Annotated in this window: 27 protein-coding genes; 10 read left to right on the top strand and 17 right to left on the bottom strand. The window is 70.2% G+C overall.

Going from position 1 to position 23,611, the window contains the following annotated elements:
* Positions 1-251: 251 nt before the first annotated feature.
* From AC3A57_RS06030 to AC3A57_RS06015, 4 genes are all read right to left on the bottom strand, one after another.
* The gene (locus AC3A57_RS06030; protein ID WP_487578058.1) at positions 252-848 is read right to left on the bottom strand and encodes a hypothetical protein; all 597 of its coding nucleotides are present in this window, start codon (positions 846-848) and stop codon (positions 252-254) included.
* 379 nt (positions 849-1,227) lie between these two features.
* The gene (locus tag AC3A57_RS06025; RefSeq protein ID WP_487578057.1) at positions 1,228-1,665 is read right to left on the bottom strand and encodes a hypothetical protein; all 438 of its coding nucleotides are present in this window, start codon (positions 1,663-1,665) and stop codon (positions 1,228-1,230) included.
* A gap of 32 nt (positions 1,666-1,697) precedes the next feature.
* Positions 1,698-2,267: a hypothetical protein gene (locus tag AC3A57_RS06020; RefSeq protein WP_487578056.1), complete on the bottom strand. Its 570-nt coding sequence runs from the start codon at positions 2,265-2,267 to the stop codon at positions 1,698-1,700.
* A gap of 67 nt (positions 2,268-2,334) precedes the next feature.
* Complete coding sequence (locus tag AC3A57_RS06015) at positions 2,335-2,784, bottom strand: hypothetical protein (protein WP_487578055.1); 450 nt, start codon at positions 2,782-2,784, stop codon at positions 2,335-2,337.
* A 276-nt stretch (positions 2,785-3,060) separates the two neighbouring features.
* On the opposite strand from AC3A57_RS06015, the gene AC3A57_RS06010 reads away from it, so the two are divergent.
* The 3 genes from AC3A57_RS06010 (at position 3,061) to AC3A57_RS06000 (ending at position 5,771) form a co-directional block, all read left to right on the top strand.
* Entirely contained in the window at positions 3,061-3,789 is a 729-nt protein-coding gene (locus tag AC3A57_RS06010; RefSeq protein ID WP_487578054.1) for a hypothetical protein, read from the top strand.
* Positions 3,790-3,972: 183 nt separating this feature from the next.
* Positions 3,973-4,578 carry a TetR/AcrR family transcriptional regulator gene (locus AC3A57_RS06005; RefSeq protein ID WP_487578053.1) on the top strand — a complete coding sequence of 202 codons (606 nt, stop codon included), beginning with the start codon at positions 3,973-3,975 and terminating at the stop codon, positions 4,576-4,578.
* Positions 4,579-4,736: 158 nt separating this feature from the next.
* A complete protein-coding gene (locus tag AC3A57_RS06000; protein WP_487578052.1) occupies positions 4,737-5,771 on the top strand; it encodes an NADP-dependent oxidoreductase in 1,035 nt (344 codons plus the stop codon).
* Between the two features lie 160 nt (positions 5,772-5,931).
* Here AC3A57_RS06000 and AC3A57_RS05995 read toward each other — a convergent pair whose 3' ends face one another.
* The 6 genes from AC3A57_RS05995 to cydP form a co-directional block, all read right to left on the bottom strand.
* The gene (locus tag AC3A57_RS05995; RefSeq protein WP_363796830.1) at positions 5,932-6,354 is read right to left on the bottom strand and encodes a universal stress protein; all 423 of its coding nucleotides are present in this window, start codon (positions 6,352-6,354) and stop codon (positions 5,932-5,934) included.
* A gap of 180 nt (positions 6,355-6,534) precedes the next feature.
* Positions 6,535-6,789, bottom strand: a complete 255-nt coding sequence (locus AC3A57_RS05990; RefSeq protein ID WP_487578051.1) for a cyd operon YbgE family protein — start codon at positions 6,787-6,789, stop codon at positions 6,535-6,537.
* Positions 6,789-6,917 (bottom strand): cytochrome bd-I oxidase subunit CydX, encoded by a 129-nt coding sequence (gene cydX / locus AC3A57_RS05985; RefSeq protein ID WP_487578050.1) that lies wholly within the window; start codon positions 6,915-6,917, stop codon positions 6,789-6,791. Before cydX ends, AC3A57_RS05990 begins: the two co-directional genes overlap by 1 nt.
* Positions 6,917-8,050, bottom strand: coding sequence for a cytochrome d ubiquinol oxidase subunit II (gene cydB, locus AC3A57_RS05980; protein ID WP_487578049.1), 1,134 nt, complete (start codon positions 8,048-8,050; stop codon positions 6,917-6,919). Before cydB ends, cydX begins: the two co-directional genes overlap by 1 nt.
* Complete coding sequence (locus AC3A57_RS05975) at positions 8,047-9,627, bottom strand: cytochrome ubiquinol oxidase subunit I (RefSeq protein ID WP_487578048.1); 1,581 nt, start codon at positions 9,625-9,627, stop codon at positions 8,047-8,049. The genes cydB and AC3A57_RS05975 overlap by 4 nt, the downstream gene beginning before the upstream one ends.
* A gap of 6 nt (positions 9,628-9,633) precedes the next feature.
* Positions 9,634-9,852: a cytochrome oxidase putative small subunit CydP gene (cydP, locus tag AC3A57_RS05970; protein ID WP_487578047.1), complete on the bottom strand. Its 219-nt coding sequence runs from the start codon at positions 9,850-9,852 to the stop codon at positions 9,634-9,636.
* 256 nt (positions 9,853-10,108) lie between these two features.
* On the opposite strand from cydP, the gene AC3A57_RS05965 reads away from it, so the two are divergent.
* Positions 10,109-10,945, top strand: a complete 837-nt coding sequence (locus AC3A57_RS05965) for a hypothetical protein (protein ID WP_487578046.1) — start codon at positions 10,109-10,111, stop codon at positions 10,943-10,945.
* Positions 10,935-11,363 (top strand): hypothetical protein, encoded by a 429-nt coding sequence (locus AC3A57_RS05960; protein ID WP_487578045.1) that lies wholly within the window; start codon positions 10,935-10,937, stop codon positions 11,361-11,363. Before AC3A57_RS05965 ends, AC3A57_RS05960 begins: the two co-directional genes overlap by 11 nt.
* A gap of 13 nt (positions 11,364-11,376) precedes the next feature.
* On the opposite strand, the gene AC3A57_RS05955 is transcribed toward AC3A57_RS05960, so the two are convergent.
* Positions 11,377-12,291, bottom strand: a complete 915-nt coding sequence (locus tag AC3A57_RS05955; protein WP_487578044.1) for a hypothetical protein — start codon at positions 12,289-12,291, stop codon at positions 11,377-11,379.
* Between the two features lie 210 nt (positions 12,292-12,501).
* On the opposite strand from AC3A57_RS05955, the gene AC3A57_RS05950 reads away from it, so the two are divergent.
* On the top strand, positions 12,502-13,230 hold the full coding sequence (locus tag AC3A57_RS05950; protein WP_487578043.1) for a helix-turn-helix domain-containing protein: 729 nt from the start codon (positions 12,502-12,504) through the stop codon (positions 13,228-13,230).
* A 10-nt stretch (positions 13,231-13,240) separates the two neighbouring features.
* On the opposite strand, the gene AC3A57_RS05945 is transcribed toward AC3A57_RS05950, so the two are convergent.
* Positions 13,241-15,268 carry a PAS domain S-box protein gene (locus tag AC3A57_RS05945; protein ID WP_487578042.1) on the bottom strand — a complete coding sequence of 676 codons (2,028 nt, stop codon included), beginning with the start codon at positions 15,266-15,268 and terminating at the stop codon, positions 13,241-13,243.
* Positions 15,265-15,996 carry a winged helix-turn-helix domain-containing protein gene (locus AC3A57_RS05940; protein WP_487578041.1) on the bottom strand — a complete coding sequence of 244 codons (732 nt, stop codon included), beginning with the start codon at positions 15,994-15,996 and terminating at the stop codon, positions 15,265-15,267. Before AC3A57_RS05940 ends, AC3A57_RS05945 begins: the two co-directional genes overlap by 4 nt.
* A 232-nt stretch (positions 15,997-16,228) precedes the next feature.
* Between AC3A57_RS05940 and AC3A57_RS05935 the strand changes: the two genes are divergently transcribed.
* Complete coding sequence (locus tag AC3A57_RS05935; RefSeq protein ID WP_487578040.1) at positions 16,229-17,062, top strand: universal stress protein; 834 nt, start codon at positions 16,229-16,231, stop codon at positions 17,060-17,062.
* Between the two features lie 260 nt (positions 17,063-17,322).
* On the opposite strand, the gene AC3A57_RS05930 is transcribed toward AC3A57_RS05935, so the two are convergent.
* Positions 17,323-17,949 carry a LysE family transporter gene (locus AC3A57_RS05930; protein WP_487578039.1) on the bottom strand — a complete coding sequence of 209 codons (627 nt, stop codon included), beginning with the start codon at positions 17,947-17,949 and terminating at the stop codon, positions 17,323-17,325.
* Positions 17,950-18,015: 66 nt separating this feature from the next.
* On the opposite strand from AC3A57_RS05930, the gene AC3A57_RS05925 reads away from it, so the two are divergent.
* Positions 18,016-18,927 carry a LysR substrate-binding domain-containing protein gene (locus AC3A57_RS05925; RefSeq protein ID WP_487578038.1) on the top strand — a complete coding sequence of 304 codons (912 nt, stop codon included), beginning with the start codon at positions 18,016-18,018 and terminating at the stop codon, positions 18,925-18,927.
* Here AC3A57_RS05925 and AC3A57_RS05920 read toward each other — a convergent pair.
* Positions 18,924-19,823, bottom strand: a complete 900-nt coding sequence (locus AC3A57_RS05920) for an AraC family transcriptional regulator (protein ID WP_487578037.1) — start codon at positions 19,821-19,823, stop codon at positions 18,924-18,926. The genes AC3A57_RS05925 and AC3A57_RS05920 overlap by 4 nt on opposite strands.
* A gap of 233 nt (positions 19,824-20,056) precedes the next feature.
* On the opposite strand from AC3A57_RS05920, the gene AC3A57_RS05915 reads away from it, so the two are divergent.
* A complete protein-coding gene (locus AC3A57_RS05915) occupies positions 20,057-20,809 on the top strand; it encodes an SDR family oxidoreductase (RefSeq protein WP_487578036.1) in 753 nt (250 codons plus the stop codon).
* 133 nt (positions 20,810-20,942) lie between these two features.
* Here AC3A57_RS05915 and AC3A57_RS05910 read toward each other — a convergent pair whose 3' ends face one another.
* Positions 20,943-21,755 carry an isocitrate lyase/PEP mutase family protein gene (locus tag AC3A57_RS05910; RefSeq protein ID WP_487578035.1) on the bottom strand — a complete coding sequence of 271 codons (813 nt, stop codon included), beginning with the start codon at positions 21,753-21,755 and terminating at the stop codon, positions 20,943-20,945.
* A 49-nt stretch (positions 21,756-21,804) separates the two neighbouring features.
* The gene (locus AC3A57_RS05905; RefSeq protein ID WP_487578034.1) at positions 21,805-22,698 is read right to left on the bottom strand and encodes a M28 family metallopeptidase; all 894 of its coding nucleotides are present in this window, start codon (positions 22,696-22,698) and stop codon (positions 21,805-21,807) included.
* 156 nt (positions 22,699-22,854) lie between these two features.
* Between AC3A57_RS05905 and AC3A57_RS05900 the strand changes: the two genes are divergently transcribed.
* The gene (locus AC3A57_RS05900; protein WP_221672426.1) at positions 22,855-23,502 is read left to right on the top strand and encodes a response regulator; all 648 of its coding nucleotides are present in this window, start codon (positions 22,855-22,857) and stop codon (positions 23,500-23,502) included.
* Positions 23,503-23,611 lie beyond the last annotated feature (109 nt).

Here is a 23,611-nt window from a genome sequence, read left to right as displayed (position 1 = left end):
TCGATCGACCGGCCTGCGTCGAGCAGAAACACTTCCAGCAACGTTCGACGATTTGGGCTCAGGCCATCCGACTTGCAGCCTCGATATCGTTCGGTTAACTGCATCACATTAGGTCGGCGCTGAAGGGTGCTGCGACCGGGCGCTGTGGCTCGGCTTTCCGGATGGGATGTCTGCCGGTGTGGCACCAAGCCTCGGCCATGCACGGTCGTAACGGCGGGACGTGGAGGGCTGCGCCGTTGCGACGGTTCGGCTTACTGCGTGAACACCTTCCACGGCCGCGTCGCGCTGCCCGGATCGGTATTGCCCGGATCGCAATAATGGGTGATGTAGGCCTTCGGAATCGTGGTCAGGAACGCGACTTCGACCCCGGGATTGACCGGGCCGCCGCTGATGCCGAACAGGCTGGACATGGCCAGGGTGGCGGCGTCGAAGAACACGTTGGCCTTGACCGCCGAGGCCAGGTCGCTGGCGCCGGCCACCGGCGTGACCGCTCCGGTGCCCAGGGCCTTGACGTTCAAGCCGATGCTCATCTTGTAGACGTAGCTGGACGAGTAGCCGCCGGTGTCCTGGCTGGTGTCGGTGGAGACGTGCACGGTGCGCCGGGTCTTCTCGTTCTTGATGTTGCGCAGCACGTCCCACAGGGTCGGCGCTGCGGAGTTCAGCAGCGCTTGCAGGGTGGTGTCGTCGGCCGGCTTCGGCAGTTTGGGCGCGGGCTCGCGCGGGGCGATGCAGCGCAGGATGATCCCCCGCCCGGTGTCCGGGGTGGTGATCACCCAGGGCGAAAAACCCTTGGCGGTGCGGATCTGGTCCGGGGTACGGCTGTCGCCGCGGTAGAGCGTGATAGGCATGGCAGGGCTCCTGTAGACGTTTGCGGTAGGCCGCGACGCGATGCGGGGCGCGGTCCGTCGGCAACGGTGCTCGAACGAACGGCACCAGCCGTGCGCGAAGCCGGCGACGTTGCTTACCGGTTCAAACGGCGAGGTCTGCCAGGCGTGAAGGGGCGTGCGGCCGCCTAGGGACGGCCGCGATTGCGTTGCAAAGACAGCCGGCGTCAGGTGCCGACGCGTTGTCCGCGGGGGCGATGCCGCTGTCAGTCAGGCACGATGTTTCGTCGTTTCAGCCGGCTGTGGACTGCGACCTTGGCAGCTACAGGGAAAACTTAGGGGTTTACTCGAGAGACGGGTGGCACGTGATCGAGTGATTGGACTTTTTAGCCCGCACCGCTCCTTAGCTCGGTGCGTAACGGATGGTACATATCGCCCCGCCCAGTTCGGATTCAAGGTTGTCCGAAGCCAATAAATCATAGAAGCCAGGAACTGCGAAAACGCGTTCCGGGAGTGCGCCCTCGCGCCATTCGTTGGCCACGAGCGTGGACGGTATCAGTACTTCTTTAGCCCGCTCGAACGAAGAAGTCGACATCAAAGGTTTCATGTCCGACGGAGGGTTGGCCACTACCAGGAAGAAGAACGCCCCATCGGAGCGTCGCCGGATGGCGAGTTCCTTGCCGTGGCTTCGGCCGAGATCGAGCTGGAGCACGCCGCCGTCCGCAAGTTCCGTGGGCGTGCAACGCAGGGATTGTGGAACACGGACCCAACGCTGCTGATCCTGTGCGACTGCGGGCGCGATGAGCGTAGGCAGAAGCACAGCTAAAGACGCAAGTTTCATGGTGCATCCTCGATGCATCCGTCGATGTCGGATCAGCCGCCCTTGCCAGCTTGCGCCTTCATGGCCTGGGCCATGCCTTCCAGCTTGCCCGACAGCAGCACTCGCCAGCTGCCCTGGTAGGGCTTGAGGCTGACCACTTCGAGCTGGGTCAAGCGCAGTTCGCCGGCGCCGGCGCTGTTGCGGGTCACCAGGTGCACGATCTCGCCTTCCTTGACCGCACCGAGGATCCGGCTGTCGCCGAGGGTGACGTTCATGGCCTTCATCTGGGTCTCGGCCAAGGTCATGAAGCCGCGCATGAAGTCGGTCGGGCTCAGGGCCTGGATCGACTCGGCGGTGGCCTTGGGGCCGAACATCATCCGGGCGATGTTCTGCTTGGCCGGTTCCTCGGCCTGCGCGAACATCGGCGCCAGCATGTCCTTGAAGCGCTGCAGTTCGTCGGGATGGATGTACTCGGGCAGGGCGGTCATGCCCTTGCTGCGCAGCGCTTCGACATAGGCCTGGGCCACGGCCTCGGGCGTGGCGCCGGTGACGGGCGCTGCGGGCTGGGCGCTGGCGAAAGCCGGGCACAGGGCGAGCAGGGCGATGGCGAGGAGCTTGCGCATGGGAGGGTCCTGAGGCGGCGGGAATGCGGCGGCGATGGGTGGGTTGAGGGCGGGCCAGGGCGTCGGCTCAGACCTGCTCCAGTTCGATGGCGAGCTCGTAACCGGGCTGCGCCATCGCGACAGCGAACTCGGGCATGGCTTCCACCGCCGAGTAATAGGCTTCGACATCGGCGAAGTCGAACGACCACAGGTTGGCTTGGATGCCGGCCGTGGCCGGCGTGGGGGCGCAGCTCAGTTCGCAGTGCAGTTGTTCGTAGCCGAGGAATTCGTCGTCCTGGTCGGTCAGTTCGAACTGGCACAGCGGATCGAAATAGAACCGCGGTTGGCCGCTGAAGTCGTAGGTGCCGAACTGGACCAGCAGGCCGATCCGGTCGCTGCCGTCGTGGGATGTTTCCAGGCCGCGCCCGAACGCCTTGAACGCCTCCCAGGCGGACGCCGGAGCGGTCTGGGAGCCCACGCCGCGGGCGGCGAACTCGGTGCGCAGGCGTTCGAGTTCGGCGGTGAACGCCTGCGGCATGGATCCCTCTGCGATCGATGCGGAACGAGTCGGCGGATTCTGTTGCCGGGCTGCGGAAGCGTCAATCGGTGGGTGCGGGGTCGGCCGTGCAACCATTGCGGCGGAGCCGCATCCGCGGTCCTTGGAGGACCGGCGCGGCCGCTCGACGCCGGCGCGGCGGGGATGCAAACATGCCGGTGAATTCGCAGGGAGGCCGGCGGTGGAGCATTCGGACAGGATCGAGCGGTTCGCGTCCGCGCTGACGCCGCATCAACCGGCGGCGCGGCGGGCCTGGCGATGAAGCTCGCGCACAAGTTCCTGATTTCGCTGGCGGCGCTGCCGTCGTCGCTGCTGCTGGTGCGCTTCACCGGCCATGGCGCATGGCTGCTCGGCGGGCTGGTCGCGTTGATCGCGACGATTCTGTACGGATCGGACCTGCATGCGCAGGCGTTGCAGGCGACCGATGCCAAACGCTGGTCGATGCGCCGCTTCGTCCTGGAGCTGCCGCGGTTCGTCCTGGCCGCGGTCTGCGTGGCGATCGGGTTGGCCTGCCTGGGCTGGCTGGGCTGGACGGTCTGGCAGCCGCAAGCGCTCGCGCTGAAGCCCGCGCTGCTGCTGGCGGGTATGGCCCTGCTGATGCTCGGCGGCGGCGCGGCCTTGTTTCTCGAAGGCTTGCGCGGGCCGCCGCCGCAGGTGCGCGACTGGTTTTCGGTGCGTTTCGACGAGCACGAGGTGCATATCGTCGCACGTCCGCCGGGCGAGGCGCCGTTCGAAGGGAGCTTCGCCTGGGACGCGATCGAGCGGGTGATCTTCGAAGACGGCGGGATCTACCGCAGCGACGTGTTCCATGTGTTCGTCCGCGGCGGCGAGCGTGCGTTCGCGATTCTGACCGAAGGCGAGGGCGGGTCGGAGTTCTGCGGCGCCTTATGCGAACGCGGCCATTTCCCGCCGGAGATTTTCTTCCAGGCGATGGGCTCGACCGGCGGTGGGGTCTATGCGTGGCCGCCGCTGGAAGCGGACCGATAGTCCTGAGCGCAAATCGTGCCGCGGCGGGCCGGCCGTGGGTCTGCGCTCGGTCGGATGGCTTTGTTCTGGCCATTCGGCTCCGGGGCGGGCCTGTCTGTCCGCGAACGGGTAGTAGTCGACCGGCTACAGATAACTGCACTTACCGACTAGACGACCGGTCTAATCGGGTCTAAAGTGCATCCCATGAACACCGCTTCCGGCCAGCAGGACGTCCGCCAGCACATCCTCGATGTCGCCTATCCCTTGCTGCTGCGCAAGGGCTTCACCGCGGTCGGGCTGGCCGAGGTGCTGGCCGCGGCGCAGGTGCCGAAGGGCTCGTTCTATCACTACTTCGGTTCCAAGGAGGCCTTCGGCGAGGCCGTGCTGGAGGTCTATTTCAGCGAATACCTGGGCCGGATGGATGGGCTGTTGGCCGGTCCGGGCACGGCCGCGCAACGGTTGCTGGCCTATTTCTACGACTGGCTGGACTCGCAGACCGGCGACGAGGCGCAGAGCCGTTGCCTGGTGGTCAAGCTGGGCGCGGAAGTCTGCGATCTGTCGGAGAGCATGCGCGCGGCGCTGGCGCGCGGCACCGGCGCCATCGTCGAGCGCTTGGCGCGCTGCGTCGAAGCCGGGCGGGCCGACGGTTCGCTGGCCGAGGCCGTCGGCGACGCACGCACCATCGGCGCCACTCTGTACCAGAACTGGCTCGGCGCGAGCCTGCTGGCCAAGATCACCCACGACCGCGCACCGTTGGATACCGCCCTGATCGGTACCCGGCAGTTGCTTGGTCTGCGTCTTTACACCTGATCCACCGAGCCGGGCGGGGCGATCGTGTTCCCGCCTTTTTTGCAACTGCGTTCTAGACGACCGGTCTAATCGGTCGTGAGTCGACCCCTCCAAAACCGGCGCCGGCCCTGCTCAGGGGGCCGGCGCTCCTCTCACCCAAGCGTTCAAGGCCCACACCCATGCCGCAAACCGACACCGTCAACCGCCGCATCGTCCTGGCTTCGCGCCCCAGCGGCCTGCCCGGCGCGCAGAACTTCCGTCTCGAACAGGCCGAGGTGCCGACGCCCGGCCCGGGCCAGGTGCTGCTGCGCACCGAGTACCTGTCGTTGGACCCGTACATGCGCAATCTGATGGAAGAAATCGGCCCGACCTACGCGCCGTCGGTGTCGCTGGGCCAGCCCATGGTCGGCGGCACCATTGCCCGGGTGGTCGCGTCGGAGCATCCGCAGTTCCGCGTCGGCGAACGGGTGCTGGCCAACGGCGGCTGGCAGGACTACGCCCTGTCCGACGGCCAGGACCTGCTCGCGCTCGGCGACGACGCCCGGCCCTCGCTGGCGCTGGGCGGCCTGGGCATGCCCGGCTTCACCGCCTATGTTGGTCTGCTCGACATCGGCCGGCCCAAGCCCGGCGACACCGTGGTGGTGGCCGCGGCGACCGGCGCGGTCGGCTCCGTGGTCGGCCAGATCGCCAAGCTCAAGGGCGCGCGCGTGGTCGGCATCGCCGGCGGCGCCGACAAGTGCCGCTACGCGGTCGAGGAGCTCGGTTTCGACGTCTGCATCGACCGCCGCGACCCGCAGTTCGCCCAGCGGCTGGCCGAAGCCTGCGCCGACGGCATCGACGTGTACTTCGAGAACGTCGGCGGCGCGGTGCTCGATGCGGTGCTGCCGCTGTTGAACATCGGCGCGCGGGTGCCGGTGTGCGGGCACATCGCCGACTACAACAATCGGGCCCTGCCGGACGGCCCCAACCGCCTGCCGGCGCTGATCGCGGCGGTGCTGCAAAAGCGCATCCGCATGCAGGGTTTCATCATCTTCGACCACTACGCCGAACGCTTCGAGACGTTCCGCCGCGAGATGGGCGAGTGGGTCGCCAGCGGCCGGATCAAGCTGCGCGAAGACCGCGTCGACGGTCTGGAGAATGCGCCCGAGGCCTTCATCGGCCTGCTCCAGGGCGGCAACTTCGGCAAGCTGGTGGTGCGGGTCGGCGAGAGGTGAGATTTGGGGTGTTCGAACCGCTTCCGTAAGGCGGCGGTTTCGGATGGATGCCCGCGGTTTATGTGGGTAGGGGCAAAGGCAAATCCCCTGGCCCCCCTTTGTCGCAGGGGGGAACGACAAGATGGTCGCGAATGTTCGCTTGAGCGTGCGCTGATAGTGCTCAGCGCACGATGGTCAGCGGCGTCTGCGCATGCGCCAGCACCTTGCCGGCGATCGAGCCCAGGAACAGGGTCTTGAGCGCGCCGCGGCCGTGCGAGCCCATCACGATCAGGTCGCAGCGTTCGCTCTTGGCGAACTTGAGGATCACCGAAGCCGGTTCGCCGATCGGCAGGTGTTCCTCGAACTCCAGTTGCGCGCGCTTGAGCGCCGCCCGCGCGCGCTGGGTCGCGGCGCGGCCGTTCTCGGCGTGGTAGCGCACCGCGCCTTCCGCGCCCAGGTGGATGGCGACGCTGCGCAGCAGGGGCTCGTCGACGTACAGCAGGTGCAGTTCCGGCGGCTCCGCCAGTTCGCCTGCCAGGCGCACGGCGTAGCGCACGGCGCGCAGGGCGATTTCGCTGCCGTCGACGGCGATCAGGATGCGCATACGGGCTCCGCAGGCTTGGGCGATGGGTACAGCATCCGCTGGCGCGGCCGGCCGGTATTGATCGCGATCAAGCCGACGCGATCGGGCCCGGCCGTTCGCGGCCGGTGGATCGGAAATCGAAAGCAGGGCCGACGCGCCGCAGGGCAGAGCCCCGCAGCCGGCACGTCGGCCCGGCCTCCCCTAGAAGCGCGCCGCCCACAGCGCGGCCATGCCGAGCATTGCCGGCCACAGCCAGGCCGGGTGCAGGGCGGCGCGGCCCAGCGCGTGCCGCGGCCGCAAACCGACGCCGTGGACGAAGCCCGCGCAGATCAGCAGCATCAACGGGCTCAGCAGACCGTGCCCGGCGGCGGTCATCTCGCCGCCGCGCATCGCCGGCAGGAACAGCAGCGCCAGGGACAGCGCCGATGCCAGCAGCAGCGACACCGCCCGCGCCATCAGGGCCCGTCCTCCAGCACCTCGCGCCGGCCGCGTTCGTCTTCTTCGTGCAGTTCGAACCACATGGCGTTGAGCACCCCGAAACAGCAGGCCAGGGCCAGGCCGAGGATCCAGGCGAAGTACCACATCAGTAGGCTCCTTGGGATGGGTCTTGCGATTCGACGTGGGCGCGGGTCACGGTGCCGCGCATGACCCGGAACGCCCAGGCCGTGTAGGCCAGGATCAGCGGCAGGAAGATCGCCGCGGCGACCAGCATGATGCCGAGCGTGCGCTGGCTGGAGGACGCATCCCACACGGTCAGGCCGTGGCCGGGATGGGTGGAGGACGGCAGCAGGAACGGGAACAGCGACAAGCCCGCGGTGAGGATGATGCCGGCCACCGCCGCGCCGCTGGCGAGGAAGGCCAGTCCGCGCCGGCGGCACAGCAGCACCGTCGCCAACAGCAGCAGCACCGCGACCGGGATCGCGATCATCCACGGATGCAGGCTGTAGTTGGCCAGCCAGCCGCCACCGACCGAAATCGCGTGCTTGGCCAAGGGGTCGGAGGCGCCGTCGGTGCGCACGGCGCCGACCAGGGCCGAGGCGGGGATCCAGCGCAGCCATAGGCCGGCGCCGGCGAAGCCGAGCGCGGCGAGCACGGCGGCGACGCGGGCGATGCGGCGCGCGCGCTGGCCGACCGGGTCCTCGATCTTCATCGCCGCGAAGCTGGCGCCGTGCATGACCAGCATCGCCAGGCTGACCACGCCGCAGAGCAGGGCGAAGGGATGGAACAGGCCGAGGAAGCTGCCCTCGAACACCGGCAACAGTTCCGGGGTGAAGCGCAACGGAATGCCGAGGAACAGATTGCCGAACGCGACCCCGAACACCAGCGACGGCACCGCGCCGGCGATGGTCAGGGCCCAGTCCCAGGCGCCGCGCCAGCGCGCGTGCGGCAGGCGGTTGCGGAAGGCGAAGCCGACCGGACGCAGGATCAGCGCCACCAGCAACAGCAGCATGGCGAAGTAGAACGCCGAGAACGAAGCGGCGTAGAGCAGCGGCCAAGCAGCGAACACCGCGCCGCCGCCGAGAATGAACCAGACCTGGTTGCCTTCCCAGTTCGGCTCGATCGCTTCCAGGGCCATGCGCCGCTCGACGTCGTCGCGGCCGATCAGGCGCAGGATCGCGCCCAGGCCCAGGTCGTAGCCGTCGGTGACGGCGAAGCCGATCAGCAGCACGCCGAGCAGCACCCACCAGACGAGGCGCAACAGTTCGTAATCGATCACGGGACGCTCCTTTCGGCAGCAAGGCGGTGCTCGGCGGGCGCCGGCGTAGCCGGCCAGAACTTCATCCGGTCGGGGCCGGAACGGATCGCGCGCAGCATCAGCATCACGTCGACCACGGCCAGGCCGGTGTAGAGCACGACGAAGCCGATCAGGCTGGCGATGACCTGGGTGGAGTTGGTCGCCGACACGCCGAGGAAGGTCGGCAGCACGCCGTCGATGGCCCAGGGCTGGCGGCCGACCTCGGCGACGATCCAGCCCAACTCGGCGGCGACCCACGGCAGCGGCAGGCTGTACAGCGCCACGCGCAGGAACAGCCGGTTGTCGAGCCTGCGCCGCGCCGCCAGCCAGAACGCCCAGCCGAACAGCAGGATGAAGAAGAAGCCCAGGCCGACCATGATCCGGAACGACCAGAACAGCACCGGCACGTTCGGCACCGTGCTCCAGGCCGCGCGGTCGACGATCGCCTCGTCGGCGCTGGCCGGGTCGCGTGTGTAGCGCAGGGTCAGCAGGCCGAAGCCGAGGTCGTCGCGCAGGGCCATGAACGCGGCGGCTTTCTGCGGATCGTCGCGGTCGGCGCGCAGTTCGCGCAGCGCGGCGTAGGCGGCGATGCCGCGGCGGATGCGCTCGCGGTTGTGCTCGACCAGGTCGTGGATGCCGGCCACCTCCTGGTCCAGCGAGCGGGTCGCGATCAGGCCCAAGGCCCAGGGAATGCGCACCGCGTGCTCAGTCTCGCGCTTGTCCATGTCCGGCAGGCCGAACACGGTGAACGCGGCCGGCGCCGGGTGGGTGCGCCACTCGGCCTCGATCGCGGCGACCTTCATCTTCTGGTTCTCGGACGCGGTGTAGCCGCTCTCGTCGCCGAGCACCGCGACCGACAAAGCCGAGGCCAGGCCGAAACTGGCCGCGACCACGATCGAGCGGCGCGCGATCTCCACGTTGCGCCCGCGCAGCAGATACCAGGCGCTGATCGAGAGCACGAACATCGCTCCGGTGACGTAGCCGGCGCTGACGGTATGGACGAACTTGGCCTGGGCGACCGGGTTGAACACCACCGCGGCGAAATCGGTGACTTCCATGCGCATGGTCTGGAAATTGAACTCGGCGCCGACCGGGTTCTGCATCCAGCCGTTGGCGATCAGGATCCACAGCGCCGACAGATTGGCGCCGAGCGCGGTCAGCCAGGTCACGGTCAGGTGCTGCAGCTTGCTGAGCCGGTCCCAACCGAAGAAGAACAGGCCGACGAAGGTGCTCTCCAGGAAGAACGCCATCAGCCCCTCGATCGCCAGCGGCGCGCCGAAGATATCGCCGACGTAATGCGAGTAGTAGGCCCAGTTGGTGCCGAACTGGAATTCCATGGTGATGCCGGTGGCCACGCCCATGGCGAAGTTGATTCCGAACAGCACGCCCCAGAAGCGGGTCATCTGCTTCCAGATGGCGCGCCCGCTCATCACGTACACGCTTTCCATGATCGCCATGATCAGGGCCAGGCCGATGGTCAGCGGCACGAACAGGAAGTGATAGAGCGCGGTCAGCGCGAATTGCAGTCTCGACAAGTCGACGACGTGTAGGTCCGGCATGGCGGGTCACCTTGTGGGAAGCAGGCGCCGGTCGATCGCCGCATCGTCGATCTGCGGGCGGTTCGAGGGCGAGAAGAACAGCAGGTACAGCGCGGTCAGCAGGGCCAGCTTGAGCGCGATCGTCAGGGCGATGCGGCGCAGCAGGCCGCGCCGCCAGCGGGCCGGCGAAGCTTGCGAGTCGACGATCCGGCGCCGGCTCGTCGGCCGCGCCGCCGGCCTGCGCAAGCAATGCGCAGGCGAAGGCGAACGGACGGGAAAAGAGCGGCGCATGATCGGCTCCGGCGAACTCCGGGCGCCAGTAGGCAGTTGCGGCGTGTCGGCGGTCTTGATCCAGATCAAGCGCGGCGGGCGCCGGCGCAGCGCTCGCCACGGGAAGCCCGGCACCGCGGCCGATCGCGGCGCGGCTTGATCCAGGTCAATACGCGCCGGCGCGATCGGCCTGCAATGGCGGGCAAAGGTCCGCAACGGCGCGGAGGACGCGATGCTCAAGGATCTGGTGGTGCCGATGACCCGCAGCGCCGGCGATGCCGACGCGCTGAATCTGGCCTTGAGCCTGGCCTCGGCGCACGGCGCCCGGGTCGAAGTGCTGGAGTTGGTCGACCTGCCGTTGCCGCTGGCGCATCCGTTCGGGCTGATGCCGGACATGACCACCGACGCGGCCAACGAGAAGCTGCGCGCCGAAGGCGAGCGCCGGGCCCAGGCCCTGCGCCAGCGTCTGGCCGGCGAGCCGGTCGACACCGAGGTCCGGCTGGTCGAGGCCTTGTACGTCGAGGCGCCGCGGATGGCGGCGCTGCACGCGTACTATGCCGACCTGGCGGTGCTGGCCGGCGCGCTCGGCGACACCCGCGAGGCGGCGCTGTCGCACGCGTTCTTCGTCGCCCTGTTGCTCGAATCCGGGCGCCCGGTGCTGGTGGTGCCGCCGCGCTGCAAGGCGCAGGCGCCGCCGCGGCGCGCGGTGGTGGCCTGGCAGCCGACCCGCGAGGCGACGCGCGCGGTGCACGATGCGATGCCGCTGCTGCTCGGCACCGAAGCGGTCGACGTGGTGGTGGTCGACACCGGCAATGGCCGCGTGGCCAAGGATTCCGGCGCGCAGATCGCGGCCCATCTCGGCCGTCACGGCATACACGCCGAACTGGTGCTGCGCGAGGCGCGCGGGGCGGCGGTGGCCTCGGTCTTGCTCGATCACGTCGGCCAGGTTCATGCGCAGTTGCTGGTGGCCGGCGGCTACGGCCATTCGCGACTGCGCGAGTGGGCCCTGGGCGGGGTCACCCGCGAACTGTCGATGAGCGCGGCGATACCGGTCTTCTATGGCCATTGACGAGCGCGGCCCGCATTCGCTGCGGGCCTTGCTGCGGCCGGCGGCCGACCCGCCGATGCGCGATCCGCAACGTTCCCGGGAGCAGGCCGCGCAGGCCTTGCGCCGCGCCGGCGAGGCGATCGATGCCTTGCGCGCGCAGGCGACGTCCGCCCCGACGCCGGAGACTCGCCTGCGCAACCAACAACTGCGCGCGTCGATCCGGCCGCTGATCCATCGATACCACTGGCTGGCCGAGCTGCACCGGACCCTGGCCGCCGGCGACGACGCCGAACTGCCGCGCGCCTGGAGCCGCTTTTTCGCCTGCTACGACGACTTTCTCGAGGCCCTGCGCCAGGCGCGCACCGAACTGGGAGAATGCCCGGATCCTGGACCGGTCGCGCCATCGGGCCCGCCCGCGGCGGAAGAGGGCGGGCGCTGAGCCGGCAGCGCGGTCAACCGCAACTGCTGCACAGACGGGCCTGGCAGTCGCCACGGACGATCTCCACCGGCGCGTCGATCCATGGCTGCATCGCCGCGGCCAGTGCGCGTTGCGCGCTCAGCGCCGCCTCGGCCGAGAGCGCCGGGTCGCCTTCGCGACTGCCGCGCGCGCGCTGCGCGGCCAGACCGATGCTGGCGTTGTTGGCCAGCAAGGCCAGGCAGGGCTGGGCCGAGATCCGGGTCAGGCGGCGGTGACGGCGATGGCGCCGCAAAGGCCCGGCCAACTCCGGCGGCAGCGGGCGATCGCGCCAATGCGCCGCCAGCGCGCCGTCCGCGCCGTCCTGGCCAGGGCCGCGTTCCTGCGCCAGCTGCAACGCGCTTTCGAGCGTGGCGTAGGCGAGGGTGCGGGCGATCGCGGCGGCAGCGAGCTGCGCTTCGCGGCCGCGGTAGTCCAGCCCGAGCGCGGCCAGCGCGTCGGCCAGGCCCATCACCCCGATCGCCAGCGTCGCTGCGCCGGCGCGATCGCCTTCGCACAGGCGTACCGCATCGTCGAGCAGGCGCACGCTCAGGCCCGCCGCCGCGGCGAAACCGGCGTGGTCGAAGCGAGCGACCGCGCTGCGCGGCGCCAGGACGAAGGCGCCCAGGTTGAGGCAGGCCTGCGGCTCGGGCAGGGCCGTGGGCAGGCGGTCGGTGCCGGCACAGCGCAGCAAGCGCTCGTCGGGCAACAGTTGCCAACGGCTGAACGCCTCGACGTAGCGCTGGCGCCAGCGTTCGGTCTGTGCGCCGGCGTTCGCCGCCAGCGCGCCGGCGACCCGCTGCCAGGTCGCGTCGATGGTGCGGTCGCGCAACAGGTCGCCGCTGCGCCAGCGGAAACTGGCGTCCCAGACATCGACCGCGTGCGGGTCGGTGAAGCGAGTGGGCGTGCTCAAGCGGCGTACCGGGGCGGACTGGAGGAGACGATCCACTATGCGATGGGCGCGCCGCACGGCATTGATGCCGGTCAATCCTGGAGCTGCGCGGGCGCCGGCGCCCGCCCGCGCTAGGCCTCGTTACACACCGTTACCGGCGGTTACCGCCGCCACATCGTTCGCCGGCCGGACGCGCCTACGCTGGCGCCATCCCATCGCAGGAACGCCGTCATGCTGCTCGAAGCCCTCTCTCCGTCCGCTGCCGGGTTCCAGGCGCCGTCGTTCGCGGCGGCGGCCGTGGCCGCAGGCGACTCGCCGGCGCGCAGCCTGGAGCAGTTGCTGCAGGACTGGCCGCTGCAGCGCCGCCGGGTGCACGCCAAGCAGTACGTGTTCCGCGCCGGCCAGTCGCGCCAGGCGCTGTATCTGGTGCATGCCGGCTTCTTCAAGACCGCCGTGGTCAGCGACGACGGGCGCGAGAAGATCACCGGCTTCCGCATGCGCGGCGATCTGCTCGGGCTGGATGCGCTGGATCAGCCGGTCTACACCTGCGATGCGGTCGCGTTGGACACCGGCGAGTTGTGGGAGCTGCCGTACGCGCAACTGCGCGAGCGCCTGCCGCAGTTCCAGGAGCGCATCACCGCGATGCTGGCCGGCGAGATCCGCCGCGACTGGAGCTGGATGCTGGCGCTGGGCACGCTGGGCGCGGACCAGCGGGTGGCGGCGTTCCTGCTCGACCTGGCCGCGCGCCTGGAAGGCCTGGGCTTCAGCGCCAGCCGGCTGCTGCTGCGCATGACCCGCGCCGAGCTGGGCAATTTCCTGTCGCTGACCCTGGAGACGGTGACCCGGGCCTTGTCGCGCCTGCAGGCGCGCGGGCTGATCGCGGTAGACGGGCGCGAGATCCGCATTCTCGAACGCGCCGGCCTGCAGGCGGCGCAGCGCGATCCGGCGCTGTGCCACTGAGCCGTGCGGTTCAGTCGCGCTGGCCGTTGCCGGCCGGATTCAATGCGCGGCCGATCGCCGCGGTCAGTTGCTCGCGCCGATACGGCTTGCGCAACAGCTCGAACGCACCGGCTTCGGCCGCGGCGGCCGCGGCCTCGGTTTCGTAGCCGGAGGTCAGCACCACCGGCAGCCGCGGCCGCAGCGCGCGCGCGGCCAGCGCCAGCTCCTTGCCGTTCATGCCGGCGCCGAGCATGACGTCGCTGAACATCAGCGCGATGTCGTCGCCGATCGCCAGCCGCTGCAGCGCCTGCGCCGCATCGGCCACCGCGATCACCCGATAGCCCGAGGCCTGCAAGAACGACACCGCGATGCCGCGGACCGCCTCGTCGTCCTCGACCACCAGCACGGTTTCGCCCTTGCCGTCGACGCGAGTTTCGCCCGGCGCCGGCGGCTCCGCCGCCAGCGCTTCGGCGGCCGGCAGGTACAGCTCGACCGTGGTGCCGTAGCCGAGCGCGCTGTCGATGCGCAGGTGGCCGCCGCTCTGCTTGGCGAAACCGTACACCATGCTCAGGCCCAGGCCGCTGCCGCGGCCGCTTTCCTTGGTGGTGAAGAACGGTTCCATCGCCCGCGCCAGGGTGTCCGGGGTCATGCCGCGGCCGGTGTCGGCGACGCTGATGCGCACGTAGCGGCCCGGCGCCAGGTCGACCCCGGCGCGTTCGGCCTCGCCCCGATCCGGCCCGACACGGTGTTCGCGCGCTTCGATCGTGATCTCGCCGCCGCGCGGCATCGCGTCGCGCGCGTTCAAGGCCAGATTGACCAGGGCCGCGTCGAGCTGGGCCGGATCGGCGTAGGCCGGCGGCAGCCGTTCGGCGCAGTGCAGGTACAGGCGCACGCTTTCGCCGAGGGTGCGCTTGAGCATGGAGTCGACGTCGCGCAGCAGCGCCGGCGCGTCGACCGCGCGCGGACTCAGGCGCTGGCGGCGGGCGAAAGCGAGCAGCTTGCCGGTGAGCTCGGCGCCGCGCCCGACCGAGCGTAGCGCGCTGGCGATCAATTCGCCGGCTTCGGGCGTGTGCTCGCATTCCAGTTCCAGCAGCTGCAGGCTGCCGGACATCACCGTCAGCAGGTTGTTGAAGTCGTGGGCGATGCCGCCGGTGAGCTGGCCGATCGCGTCCAGGCGCTGCGAATGCGCCAGTTGCTCCTCGGTGCGGCGGCGCTGGACGAAGGCGGCGATCAGGTTGGCCACCGATTGCAGCAGGTGCACCGCATCGTGATCGAACAAGCCCGGTTCGGCGGCGATCGCCAATACCGCGCCGAGCGGACGGCCGCGGTCGAACAGCGGCACCAGCGCGGCGCTGCCGTCGGCCTGGGCGGCGAACGGGAAGCGGCCGCCCTGGGCGCGGTGTTGGCGCAGGTCCTCGACCAGCCACAGTTCTCCGCGCGCCAGCGCCTGCAGCACCGCCGCGGTGTCGGCGGCGCCGGAGGCCTCGCGGTCCAGGCCGATCGCGGCGCGGGTGTCCAGGCTCTGCCGGTCGTTGGCGACGAACAGCACCGCCACGGTGGCGGCGCGCAAGGCGCCGGCGAGCAGGGACGGCACGTGGTCGATGACTCCGGACTCGTCCTGCGCTTCCAGCGCCAGTTGGCCGATGCGCGCGACCAGCGCGTCGTAGCGCGCGCGCACCAGAGCCTGGCGCGCGCGCTGGGTTTCGGAGATGTCGCGGATCGAGGCCAGGTAACGCAGATGCTTGCCGTCGTCGATCGGGCTCAGCGCGATCTCGACCGGGAAGCGGGTGCCGTCCAGGCGCATCCCGATCAGGCTCTGGCCGCTGACGCCCATCGGCCGCACATGCGGCCGCGCCATGTAGTGGTCGCGATGCGCGCGGTGGCGCTCGCGCGCCTCGTCGGGCATCAGTCGCTCGATCTCGATCCCGCTCAGGCCGCCGCGCGGGTAGCCGAACAGGCGCTCGGCCTGGAGATTGGCCTGGACGATGCGGCCGCGGCCGTCGGCGACGATCAGCGCGTCGGGGACCGCCTCGAACAAACCGGGAAACGAGACGCTCATCGGCGTCGCACCTCGACCGCGAGCACGTAGCCGGCGCCGCGCACCGACTTGATAAGCCGCGGCGCGGCCGGGTCGGCCTCGATCTTGCGCCGCAGGCGGCCGATGCCGACGTCGATGGCGCGGTCGAAGGGGCCGGCATCGCGGCCGTGCACGCGGTTCATCAGCTGGTCGCGGCTGAGCACCTCGCGCGGGCGTTCGGCCAGGGCGCGCAGCAGCTCGAATTCGCCGGTGGTCAGCGCGACTTCCTGTCCGTTGGCGTCGCTGAGCCGGCGTGCCGGCAGGTCCAGCCGATAACCGCCGAACTCCAGGCACTGCGCGGCGGCGGCCGCCGGCGCGGCCGTGGCCGCGGCGCGGCGCAGCACCGAGCGGATCCGCGCCAGCAGTTCGCGGAAGTCGAACGGCTTGGCGACATAGTCGTCGGCCCCGAGCTCCAGCCCGACCACGCGTTCGATCGCTTCGCCGCGCCCGCTTACGACGATCACCGGACCGCGCCATTGGCCCTGCAGGTGGCGCAGCAGCGACAGTCCGTCCTCGTCGGGCAGGCCCAGGTCGAGCAGGACCAGGTCGATCGAGTCGTCGATCGCGGCGCGCGCCTGCGCCGCGCTGGCGGCGTTGACCGTGCGGAAGCCGTTGGCCTGCAGGTAGCGGCCCAGCAGCGAGGCGATGTCGGGGTCGTCGTCGACCAGCAGCAGTTTCGGTGCGGGAGCGGATGCGGCGGCAGGATCCATCGGCGGGCTCGCATGGCGGGAAAGCGGCCCGCGAACGGGCGGCGTACGATGCCCAGGATGGTCTCATCGGGCAGCGCCCGCAAGCCGCGCGCGGCTTGCCGACCGACCGCGCAAGACCCGCCGCGACGCCCGGCCGGAGACCGCGATCGACGATCGCGCGGGACCTGATCCAGATCAAGCCGCGCCATGCTCGGATCGCCCAAGCTGGCGCCGTCTCCCACGCGGATAGGCCATGTTCAAGGACATCCTGGTGCCGTTGCTGCTCGGCGACATCCAGCCGCCGGTGCTGCGCGCGGCCTGCGCGCTGGCCGAGGCCGGCGGCGGGCAGGTGACGGCCCTGGTCGGGGTCAGCCTGGCCGCACCGGTCGCCGACGCCTGGGACTACTACCCGGCCGGGTTGTACGAAACCATGCGCGAAAGCGCGCTGGCGACCACCGATGCGATCGCCGAGGCGGCCGAGCTGCGCCTGGCCGGCGAAACCGCGCGCTGGTCGATACGCAAGAGCGAGTCGTTCTGGCTGACCCCGGGCGAAGTCTGCGTGCAGCACGCGCGCTATGCCGACCTGACCGTGCTCGGCACCGGCCAGCGCGAGGCGCCGGCGCGGCGACGCCTGTTCGCCGCCTTGCTCGGCGGCTCCGGCCGGCCGGTGCTGCTGGTGCCCGAAGACTGGGCCGGCGACGGCCGGGTCGAACATGTGGTGCTGGCGTGGAAGTCCTCGCGCGAGGCGGCGCGCGCGCTGCACGATGCGATGCCGTTGTTGGCGCGGGCGCGCTCGGTCGATCTGCTGATGGTCGATCACGATTTCGAACGCGACTCGTGCGCCGACCCGATGGGGTTCCTGCTCGGCAGCCATCTGCAGCGGCACGGCATTGCGGCCGAACTGGTGCGACGCAGCGCCGAACACAGGCCGGTCGGCGAAGTCGTCGCGGCGCATGCGCGCGAATCGGGCGCCGACCTGATCGTGGCCGGCGGCTACAGCCATCCGCGGCTGCTGGAGGACGTGCTCGGCGGCGTCACCCGGCATCTGCTCGAGCATGCGCCGGTGCCGGTGTTGTTTTCGCATTGAGCCTGCGGGCCGGCGATGGGGCGGGAGCCTTGTCGCACGATCGGTGTGTCGCCGGTCGCGCTAAGGCCGAATCCAGGACTTCGCCGCGACATGGCACTGAAGTCTTTGGATCCTCGCGTTCGCGGGGATGACGGCGGTGGGTTTCGCCGCGGCGACTCATGCCGTCATGCTCGCGAAGCCGCTCATGCCGTCATCCCCGCGAACCCGGGGATCCAGGGCTTCATCGCGACGGTTCCTTCAATGCTCGTCGCGACCGATCCTCAAGGCCCACCGCGCCGCAGCGCCGAACCCGCGAGCAGGGCGCCGAAGCCGACCAGCAAACCGCCGAATACGCGATCCAGCCAGTGCCGCACGCGCAGCAGGCGGGCGCGCACCGCGTCGCCGGACAGGGCCAGCGCGACCAGAGAGAACCACGCGACGTGGGTGGCGGAAACGAAAGCGCCGTAGCCGATGCGCTGCGCCAGCGGCGTGTCCGGCTGCACCACCTGCAGGAACAGGCTGACCACGAACACCGTGCTCTTGGGGTTGAGCGCGTTGGTCAGAAAGCCGGTGCGCAGCGCGGCGAGGTCCGACAGCGGCGTCGCCGCGGCTGGGCCGGAAACCTCGCCGGCCGGCGCGCGCAGCATCTTCAGGCCCAGCCACAGCAGGTACAGCGCGCCGATCAGTTTCAACGCCGCGTACAGGCGCAGCGACTGCTGGATCACCAGGCCGACGCCTAACAGCGTATAGGCCACGTGCACCCACACGCCCAGGCCGATGCCGAGCGCGGTCAGCACGCCGGCACGGCGCGACAGCAGCAGGCTGTTGCGCGAGACCATGGCGAAGTCCGGCCCGGGGCTGATCACCGCGATCAGGGTAATGGTGAGTACGGCTATCGATTCGTGCATGCCGGCGGCCGCGCGGAAGTGGAGGTTCGGCGCTAAATTAGGCCGGCCGCTGCCGGGCCACAAACGATGATTGATCACACAGATGGTGAGAAAAACTCACGATTTTCGCGTATCGACCTGCCGCCGCTGGGAGCCCTGCGTTGTTTCGAGGCGGCGGCGCGATGGCAGAGCTTCACCCGCGCCGCGCAGGAACTGCACCTGACCCACGGCGCGATCAGCCGCGCGGTGCGCTCGATCGAAGACGCGCTGGGCGTGGCCTTGTTCGAACGCCGCCATCAGCGGGTGCGGCTGACCCCGGCCGGCGCGCGTCTGCGCGAGGCCGCGGCGGACGCGTTCGACGGCTTGAGCGCGGCGGTGCGTGAACTGCGCGCCGCGGCCGGGCCGCAACCGTTGCGCCTGTCCTGCGAGCCGACCCTGCTGATGCGCTGGCTGATTCCGCGCCTGGCCGACTTCCAGGCGCAGCATCCGGGCATCGCCCTGCAACTGGTCGCCGGCGGCGGGCCGGTGCCGTTCGGCGAGGTCGACCTGGCGATCCGGCGCAACGATTTCGACCGCGCCGGCGCGCATGCCGAATTCCTGTTCGAAGAACGCATCGGCCCGGTGTGCAGCCCGCGCACGCGCGCGCAGTGGCTGACCGCCGGCGCGCGGCCGCGCCTGCGCGCGCAGGCCAGCCTGCTGCATACCGCGACCCGGCCCGGGGCCTGGGACGATTGGGCGCGGGCCTGCGGCGCGGCGCTGCCGGCCCGGCGCGGCCAGCGCTACGAGCATTTCTATTTCAGCCTGCAAGCCGCCGCGGCCGGCCTGGGCGTGGCGATCGGGCCCTGGCAGGCGGTGCGCGACGACATCGCCGCCGGCCTGCTCGCAGCGCCGTTCGGCTTCGTCGCCGACGGCAGCCGCTACGAATTGCTGTCGCCGCAGCCGCTGCCGCCGCAATCGCCGGCGGCGGCGCTGTTGGCCTGGCTGCGCGCCCAGGCCTAGCCGCCGCGCATCGCGTCCGGGCTCCGGCGCAGCCGGGCCACGTCGCGCAAAGGCGGCGCGCCGAACAGGCGGCTGTACTCGCGGCTGAACTGCGAGGGGCTGTCGTAGCCGACTGCGTAGCCGGCGCTGGCGGCGTCGAGCGCACCGCCCAGCATCAGTCCGCGCGCTTCCTGCAGGCGCAGTTGTTTCTGGTACTGCAAGGGGCTCATTCGGGTCACCGACTTGAAATGCGCATGCAGGGTCGAGGGGCTCATCCGCGCCTGGGCGGCGATTTCGCCCAGATCGAAGGGCTCGCGGAAATGGCGCTTGATCCAGCCGATCGCGCGCTGGACCTGGCCCAGGCGGCTGTCGGCCTGGGCGATCTCGCGCAGGCGCGGACCTTGTTCGCCCTTCATCAGCCGGTACAGGATCTCGCGCTCGATCAGCGGTGCGAGCAGGGCGATGTCGTCGGGCGTGCGCAACAGGCGCAGCAGGCGCAAGGCGGCGTCGACCAGTTCCGGTTCCAGTTCGCCGAGCATCAGGCCGGGGCCGGGCGCGGCGGCGGCCGGCGCCGCGCCCATCTCCATCCACAGCGCGGCCAGCATGGCCGGGTCGAGGTCCAGGCGCAGGCACAGATAAGGCCGCTCGGGCGTGGCTTCGATCACCTGGCCGACGATGGGCACATCGACCGATACGGTCAGGTAACGGTTGCGGTCGTACTCGTAGACCCGATCGCCGAGCAGCACCCGCTTGCGCCCTTGCACGACGATGCACACCGCCGGCTCGTGCAACACGTGCAGGGCCTCGGTCGGGGCGGCGCTGCGGATCAGCGCCAGGCGCGGGATTGCGGTCGGATACATGCCGTCGTCGGCGGCGTTTCGGGCAACCAGGTCGGTCAGTTCGGCGAGGGCTGACATCGGCGCTCCGTGGCGGAGATAGGGAAAAACCAGGCGAATACGCGCGGATTCGCCGGTCGGGGATGCGGCGATGATCCTCCGCGCCTGCCGTGCCCACAAGGCTGGCGTTCGCGATTTGGAGAATCGTGCAAGAACCGCCGGCGATCGTTCTACCGCCGCCCGGCCCCGGCCGAGGACAGTGGCGCCAGGCCGGACGGACCGCGTCCGCCACTTCACTTCCCAGGAGTTCCGCCATGTCTTCGATCCAAACCGTTCCGGCGACCCAGGCCAAGACCGTATTGATCACCGGCGCCAGCAGCGGCATCGGCGAGGCCACCGCGCGCCTGCTCGCCGCACGCGGCGCGCGGGTGGTGATCGGCGCCCGCCGCGGCGAGCGCCTGCAGGCCCTGGCCGACGAAATCGCGGCGGCCGGCGGCCAGGTGCGCCAGCGCGTGCTGGACGTCACCGACGCCGCCGACGTGGCCGCGTTCGCGGCCTATGCGCAGGAGCAGTTCGGCGCCATCGATGTGCTGGTCAACAATGCCGGGGTGATGCCGCTGTCGACCCTGGACGCGCTCAAGCTCGACGAGTGGAACCGGATGATCGACGTCAACATCCGCGGCGTGCTGCACGGCATCGCCGCGGTGCTGCCGGCGATGCGCGCGCAGGGCTACGGCCAGGTGGTCAACGTCGCCTCGCTGGGCGCGCACTACGTGGTGCCGACCGGTGCGGTGTACTGCGCGACCAAGTTCGCGGTGTGGGCGATTTCCGACGGCCTGCGCCAGGAGAACGAGCGGATCCGGGTCACCACGATCTCGCCCGGCGTGGTCGAGTCGGAGCTGGCCGACAGCATCAGCGACCCGGCCGCGCGCGAAGGCATGAAGGCGTTCCGCCGCATCGCGATCGGGCCCGATGCGATCGCCCGCGCGATCGCCTTCGCGATCGAGCAGCCGGACGACGTCGACGTCAGCGAGGTGATCGTTCGGCCGACGGCGGGGACGTTCTGAGTTGCCGGGATGGGGGATTCGGGATTGGCCGAGCAGAAGCGCAGGCCGGATCGTCGGTGCCGACTCCTCGTTGTTGAATCGATGCCTGCGACGGCGGCAGGTGGGCTTGCCGCCGTTGCGGTTCGTGTGCGGCTCAGCGTTCGTCGAACAAGGCGTTGAGCCGGCCGTATTCCATCGCCTCGGCCTGCAGCGGCCGCGAGTCGCCATCGCGCAGGAAGCCGCCGGCGAGCCCGGCCAAGCGCGCATAGGCCGATTGGGCCAGGTCCGATCCGGCGCTGAGCCGGCGCACGCCCCAGCTTTGCAGCTCGGCGGCCGGCGGCAGCGCCGGACGCGCGAGCAGGTTCAGCGGCAGGCCGCAACCGGCGGCGATCGCGCGCACTTCGGCTTCGGCGGTCAGGCCGGGCACGAACAGGCCGTCGGCGCCGGCCTCGCGGTAAAGCGCGGCGCGGGCGAGGGTGGCCTCGACCCGTTCGCCCTGCGCGGCCAGGCCGCGCAGGTACACGTCGGTGCGGGTATTGAGGTATAGCGGCACGCCGAGCCGGGCGGCGGCGTTTTTGACGCTCTCGATCTTCGCGCACAGCAGCTCGGGGCTGGCGCCGCCGTCTTCCAGGTTGATCCCGACCGCGCCGATGTCGATCAGCGCCGCGACGGTGTCGGCGACCTGCGCCGGATCGTCGGAGTAGCCGCCTTCGACGTCGATCGACAGCGGGATCCGGATCGCGCGCGCGATGCCGGCGGCGGCATCGATCAGACGCTGCGCCGGCAAGCGATCGCCGTCGGCATAGCCCAGCGCCCAGGCGACGCCGGCGCTGGTGGTGGCCAGGGCCTTGGCGCCGAGGCTTTCGATCAGCCGCGCGCTGCCGGCGTCCCAGCAATTGGCGAGCAGCAGCACGCCGTCGCGATGCAAACGGTGGAACTGCGCGGCGCGATCGGCGGTAGCGGACATCGGGGAATTCCTCGGAAAGGGGCGCAGTATCGGCTGCGCCCAGTGTCGCTTACTTGCCGTTTTCGGACTTCGACGTCGGTGCCAGACGGGTGTCGGCGTCCCAGCGCCGGATCGCGTCCTCGACCGCGTCGACGCCGAGCGCAGCGGCGGCTGGATCGATCTCGCCGAGGGTGTCGTGGGCGCTGTGGATCACCCGCATCACCTTGGCCGTCTCGGCGGTCTTCTCGCGCCGGTAGGCGGCCAGGATCAGCGGCACTTCCTCGGCGCCGATCAGCGAGTACGACACCGCCGGCCAGCCGGCCTTGAGGAAGGAACGATGGTCGCTGGGCGGATACTGTTCGCCGGGCGCCAGGCTCAGGCCGCCGGCCTGGGCGGCGTCGCGGCTGGCCGCGACCAGGGCGGTGTCGGCCTCGGGCGTCATCATCCACAGCGTCTTGCCCCAGCCGAACACGTCGAAATTGACGTACAGCGCCGGCTTGGCGCGATTCTGGGCGACGTAGGTGGTCGAACCGAGCAGGCCGGCTTCCTCCAGGTCCCAGAACGCGACCGCGACGCGATGGCGGGTCAGCGGACGCTGCTTGAAGCGTTCGGCCAGGGCCAGCACGGTCGCGCTGCCGGAGGCGTTGTCGGTGGCGCCGCGGCCTTCGCCGACCCGGTCGAAGTGCGCGCCGAACAGCAGCAAAGGCGCATCGGCCGGACCGGACACGTCGGCCAGCAGATTGGTGCCGCGGCCGTGTTTGCCGGCTTCGAACGTTTGCGCATTCCAGCGCAGGCCGATCGCGTCGAGGCGGCGTTCGATCGCGACGCGGCGACCCTCGCCGGCGTCTGCCTGCGCGATCGCGCCGACGTCGCCGATCCAGCGCTCGGCCGCGGCCGGCGCCGCTTCGCGGGCGAGGGCGGGAACCGCGGCGGTCAGCCACAGCGCGGCGGCGATGGCGGTCACGAGCGAAACGGAGCGGCGTCGTTGCATGAGATCCTCGGAATGGGATGGGCGAAGCGGAGCGGTCATTGTGAACCTAGTAACATTATCAGTGCCTTGCACCGCACAAAGCGGCCGCGTAGCCTCCTTGTCGTGGCAGCACTGCGGCAGGGGAAGGACATGACCATCCGTGTTTTCATCGTCGACGACCATGCGCTGGTGCGAACCGGCATGCGCATGATCCTGTCTGCGGAAACGGATATCGAGGTACTGGGCGACGTCGAAAGCGGCGAAGAGGCGATGCCGCTGATCCGCAAGCTCAAGCCCGACGTGGTCTTGTGCGACCTGCACCTGCCCGGCGTCAGCGGCCTGGAAGTGACCGAGCGGATCATCAAGGGCGATCACGGCACCCGGGTGATCATCGTCTCGGTGCTGGAAGACGGGCCGATGCCCAAGCGCCTGCTCGAAGTCGGCGCCTCGGGCTATGTCGGCAAGGGCGGCGACGCCAGCGAGCTGCTGCGCGCGATCCGCGACGTCGCCCGCGGCAAGCGCTACCTGGCCAGCAACATCGCCCAGAACCTGGCCCTGTCGAACCTGGACGGCGGCGCGTCGCCGTTCGACGAGCTCTCGCCGCGCGAGCTGGAGATCGCCTTGCTGCTGGTGCAGGGGTTCCGCCAGGAAGAAATCGCCAAGCGCCTGAGCTTGAGCGCCAAGACCGTCAACACCCACAAGACCCGGCTGTTCGAGAAGCTGGCGATCACCGACACCATCGCCCTGGCGCGTCTGGCGGCGCAGTACGGGCTGGCGGATCCGGCGCATTCGCTGTGATCGCACGGCGCTAGCCGCGCGGGGCTGCTTCGGCAGCAGAGCAAGAGCAAATCCCCCCTTGCCCCCTTTCCCAAAGGGGGAAGGCGATCGGCTGGGTATGCGGCGAGCT

This window comes from Lysobacter sp. Soil_C_15 (assembly GCF_057657315.1).
The sequence above is the reverse complement of the archived record's forward strand: the minus strand, read 5'-3'. Positions and strand labels throughout refer to the sequence as shown.